Raw genomic sequence first — 4033 nt, forward strand, 5'->3', positions numbered from 1 at the left:
GGCAGCATCGTGCACCAGCTGCAGCAGAGCCCGCAGTGGAAGAACATGCTCGTCATCGTCACCTTCGACGAGAACGGCGGCTGGTGGGATCACATCGCGCCGCCCAAGGGCGATCGCTGGGGCCCGGGTACGCGCATCCCCGCGCTGGTCATTTCGCCGTTCGCGAAGAAGGGCCACGTCGAGCACACCATCTACGACACCGGCTCGATCTCGCGCTTCCTCACGCGGCGTTTCAAGCTGGAGAAGCTGCCCGGCCTGCAGATGCGTGACGATGCGATGGTGAAGGCAGGTGGGCCGGCGCCGGGCGACCTGACCGAGACGCTGGCCTTCGGGTAACGCGTCGTTGTAGGAGCCCACCCGGTGGGCGACGCCTCTCGCGAAAGGCCACATGACATGTGCTGCACCGTCGCGAAGGATGTCGCCCACAGGGTGGGCTCCTACGGCCAGCGGTGTCGCTAGTGCCCGCCCGTGCCGCCGGAGGCGAACGGCGGCTTCGCGAACCAGATGGCGACCATGGCCATCACGAACAGCAGGCCGAAGAGCCAGAACACGTCGTTCGCGGCGAGGGTCGCGGCCTGCATGTCGACGATGCGGTTGAGGGCAGCGTTCGCCGTCGGTCCCTGCGCGCCGAACATCTGCAGCTTGTCCAGGTACTCCTGCGTCGTACGGTCGCCGGCCACCACGTGTTCGGATAGCACCGCGTGGTGGTAGGTCGTCCGGTGCGAGTACATCGTGGTGCTCACGGCCGTGGCGATACTGCCGGCCAACGTTCGGAAGAAGTTCGACAGGCCCGAGGCGCTCGCCACCTGCTCGTCAGGAATGCCCGCCAGGATGATCTGGTTCACCGGCACGAAGAACAGCGCCACGCCCGCGCCCATCATCATGCGCGGTAGCGCGAGCTCGTGATAAGGCGCCGACGTGTTGAGGTTCGCCATCCAGAACGAGGCCGCCGCGAAGATCGCGAAGCCCACGGTGTTGAGCACGCGCAGGTCGAAGCGGTTCTGGAAGGCGCCCACGAGCGGTGACATGAAGATCGCCAGGATGCCGATGGGGGCGACGACGAAGCCGGCCCAGGTGGCCGTGTAACCCAGGACCTCCTGCACCCACATCGGCATGACGACCGTGCCGCCGAAGAATGCGAACATGCCGAGTGACAGACAGAGCACGCCGACGAAGAAGTTCCGCTTGCCGAGTAACCGGAGCTCGACGACCGGATTCTTGTGCATCAGCTCCCAGGCGATGAGGAAGGTCAGGCAGACCAGTGACACGATCGCCAGCGTGGTGATCGTGTTCGAGGTGAACCAGTCATCGTCGTTGCCGTTATCCAGCATGAACTGCAGGCAGCCCACGCCTACGGCCAGCAGGAACAGGCCGATGGCATCGACCGGCATCTTGACCACCTTCGATTCACGATCCTTGAGGAGGGTGATGGTGATGATTACCGCGAAGATGCCGACCGGGATATTGATGAAGAAGATCCACGACCAGTGGTAGTTGTCGGTGATCCAGCCGCCGAGGATCGGTCCGAATACCGGCGCCACGACCACCGTCATCGCCCATAGCGCCAGCGCGATGGGCCGCCGCGCGGGCGGATAGTTATTGAGCAGCAGGGTCTGCGATAGCGGCACCATCGGTCCCGACACGGCGCCCTGCAATAGCCGGAACACGATGAGCATGGGCATGCTCTGCGCGAGGCCACAGCAGGCGGAGAAGATCACGAACAACAGCACCGAGATCGTAAAGGTGCGCACTTCACCAAAGCGCCGCGCGACCCAGCCGGTGAGCGGCTGCATGACCGCGCTTGCCATGGAGTAGGCACTGATCGCCATCGTGCCTTCGTTGCTGCTGACACCCAGGTTGCCGGCGATCGTGCGGACGGAGACGTTGACGATGGAGATGTCGAGCACCTCCATGAAGGTCGCCAGTGCGACACCCGCGGTCAGCAACGCCAGCTGGCCGCCGTGCAACGGCTCCCGCGCGCCGTTTCCGTTCCCGTGGCCCTTACCCGCCATCGCTCAGCGGCCGCTCTTGGCCGGCACCGGCGTCGGCAGCGCCACCGTGTTCTCCCTGATGATCGCCTCCGCGCGCTCGTCCGCCTGGCCCATCTCCTGTTCGTAGACGTTCGTCGTCGCCAGCGGTTTGCTTCGCGGCGTATCCGCGAGTACCCGACCATCGCGGTCGTGCGTATCCACGGTCACATAGGTGGAAAGGCCGACGCGCAGCGGATGCTTGCGCAGGTCTTCCGGGTCGATCGAGATGCGTACCGGCAGGCGCTGAACCACCTTGATCCAGTTGCCCGTGGCGTTCTCCGCAGGAAGCAGCGAGAAGGCGCTGCCGGTTCCCGCGTTCAGGCCGACGACCTTGCCGTGGTACTCCATGTCGGAATACATGTCCGTCGTGATCTTCACTGGCTGGCCGATCCGGATGTTCTCGAGCTGGGTTTCCTTGAAGTTGCCGTCGACCCACAAGTCCTGCAACGGCACGACGGTGAGGAGATCCTGCCCGGCCTGGATGCGCTGGCCGACCTGCACCTGGCGTCTTGCCGCATAGCCTTCGATGGGCGAGACGATGGCATTGCGGCCGTTGTTGACCCACGCATTGCGGAACTGGGAGCGCGCCTGGATCACGGCGGGGTAGTTTTCAACCGTGGTGCCATCAACTTGCGCATGCGCGGCGGCCGCCTCGCGTTCGGCCGCCTGCAACGCGGCATAGGCCTGCTGCATCTGCCGCTTGCCCGTGTCGACTTCTTCCGCCGACACCGCGCGCCGCTCGAGCAACGGGTGGCGGCGGTTGTACTCGTCGCGCGCCTGTTCGTACTGGGCGCGACGCTGGGGAATCGCCGCGTCGGCCTGGTTGGCCTGCTGGATCTTCGCCTGCGCCTCGCGCACGGCCTGGGCGAGCTCGCCTTCCGCGTTCATGAGCGCAACGTTCGCATCGACGGGGTCGAGCTTGATCAGGACCTGGCCTGCGTGCACGCGCTCGGTCTCTTCCACCGCGACTTCAACGACCGTGCCGCCGACACGCGACGAGATGGTGACCATATCGCCCTTTACGTAGGCGTCGTCGGTCTTCTCGCGCTGGGTGAAGACGAAGATGTAGAGCAACAGCCAGGCGAGGCCGGCGAGGATGAACACTGCCGCGATCACCGAAAGGATGATCACCTTGCGGCGCTTTTTCTTCGGGTGCTCTTCGTCGGTGTCTTTCTTGTCTTCATCCTTACCGTCTTTGTCCTTGCCGTCCTTGTCGCTCTTCTCGTTCTTCTCGTTCTTCCCGTCCCTATCGTCGCCGTCCTTCTTTTCGTCCTTGCCGGCGCTCTCTTTCCCGTCGTCGTCATCGTCCTTGCCGTCCCCGTCGCCCTTACCGGGCTCCGAGGCATCGCCGTACTTGTGCAGGTACTTGTAGCGATACTTGTACGGCAGTGGCTGCTGTGCGCCCTCGTCGTCGTCGCGCGGGATCTCGTTCTCGGTAGTCATCGCGTGGCTTCCTTCGCGGCGGGGCCGGCCGGCAGCGCGGGGAGATCGTCGGCGTAGTAGCCGCCGCCCAGCGCATGGATCAGGGAGAGGTTGGCGGAGAGCATCTGGCTGGTGATCTGCAGGCGCGCATCGCGTTGCTGATCCACCTGCATGTCGGCACGCAGCCAGTCGCGGTCATCGATAAGGCCTTTCGAGCGGCGATCGCCGGCCTTGCGCTGCTGGGCCACCGTCGCGTCGTACTGCCTGTCCTGCTGGGTTCGCCGCGCATCGAGCGTCTGCAACGTCGCGATACCTTGCGCGACATCACCCGCCGCCTGCACGACGGCACTGTCGTATTGCGCCACGGCGCTATCGAGCTGTGCCTGGGCGGTCTCCACCTGCGCGCGCAAGCGGCCGCCACTGAAGATGGGTAGCTGGATCGAGGGCCCGATGTTGGCGAGGCCGAGATCCGTGCGCGTACCGGAGCCCAGGTCGGGATAGGTGCGCAGGAACGCACCGAGCCCCATCAGGCTCACATCCGGGTAGTAGGCCTTGCGGGCCTGGTCGATGTTTTTTGAAGA

The 4033-nt window shown here is 64.9% G+C and carries 4 protein-coding genes; 1 reads left to right on the forward strand and 3 read right to left on the reverse strand.

Features of this window, described 5'->3' with window-relative positions; translation table 11 throughout:
* Positions 1 to 336 (forward strand): alkaline phosphatase family protein (locus ACTHLF_RS19365; RefSeq protein ID WP_440329571.1); only part of this gene is annotated, 336 nt, incomplete at its 5' end.
* A gap of 119 nt (positions 337 to 455) precedes the next feature.
* On the opposite strand, the gene ACTHLF_RS19370 is transcribed toward ACTHLF_RS19365, so the two are convergent.
* The 3 genes from ACTHLF_RS19370 to ACTHLF_RS19380 form a co-directional block, all read right to left on the reverse strand.
* Entirely contained in the window at positions 456 to 2012 is a 1557-nt protein-coding gene (locus tag ACTHLF_RS19370) for a DHA2 family efflux MFS transporter permease subunit (RefSeq protein ID WP_440329573.1), read from the reverse strand.
* A gap of 3 nt (positions 2013 to 2015) precedes the next feature.
* Positions 2016 to 3473, reverse strand: a complete 1458-nt coding sequence (locus ACTHLF_RS19375; RefSeq protein ID WP_440329575.1) for an HlyD family secretion protein — start codon at positions 3471 to 3473, stop codon at positions 2016 to 2018.
* The coding region (locus tag ACTHLF_RS19380) for a TolC family protein (RefSeq protein WP_440329577.1) at positions 3470 to 4033 on the reverse strand (564 nt) is incomplete at its 5' end. The genes ACTHLF_RS19375 and ACTHLF_RS19380, both read right to left, overlap by 4 nt.

It is taken from the genome of Luteibacter sp. (assembly GCF_051958795.1).
Classification (GTDB): Bacteria; Pseudomonadota; Gammaproteobacteria; order Xanthomonadales; family Rhodanobacteraceae; genus Luteibacter.

What these genes read in the sequence shown, in the direction of transcription:
- ACTHLF_RS19375 (WP_440329575.1), bottom strand. Translation starts at nt 3,473, where the DNA reads ATGACTACCGAGAACGAGATCCCGCGCGACGACGACGAGGGCGCACAG.
- ACTHLF_RS19370 (WP_440329573.1), bottom strand. Translation starts at nt 2,012, where the DNA reads ATGGCGGGTAAGGGCCACGGGAACGGAAACGGCGCGCGGGAGCCGTTG.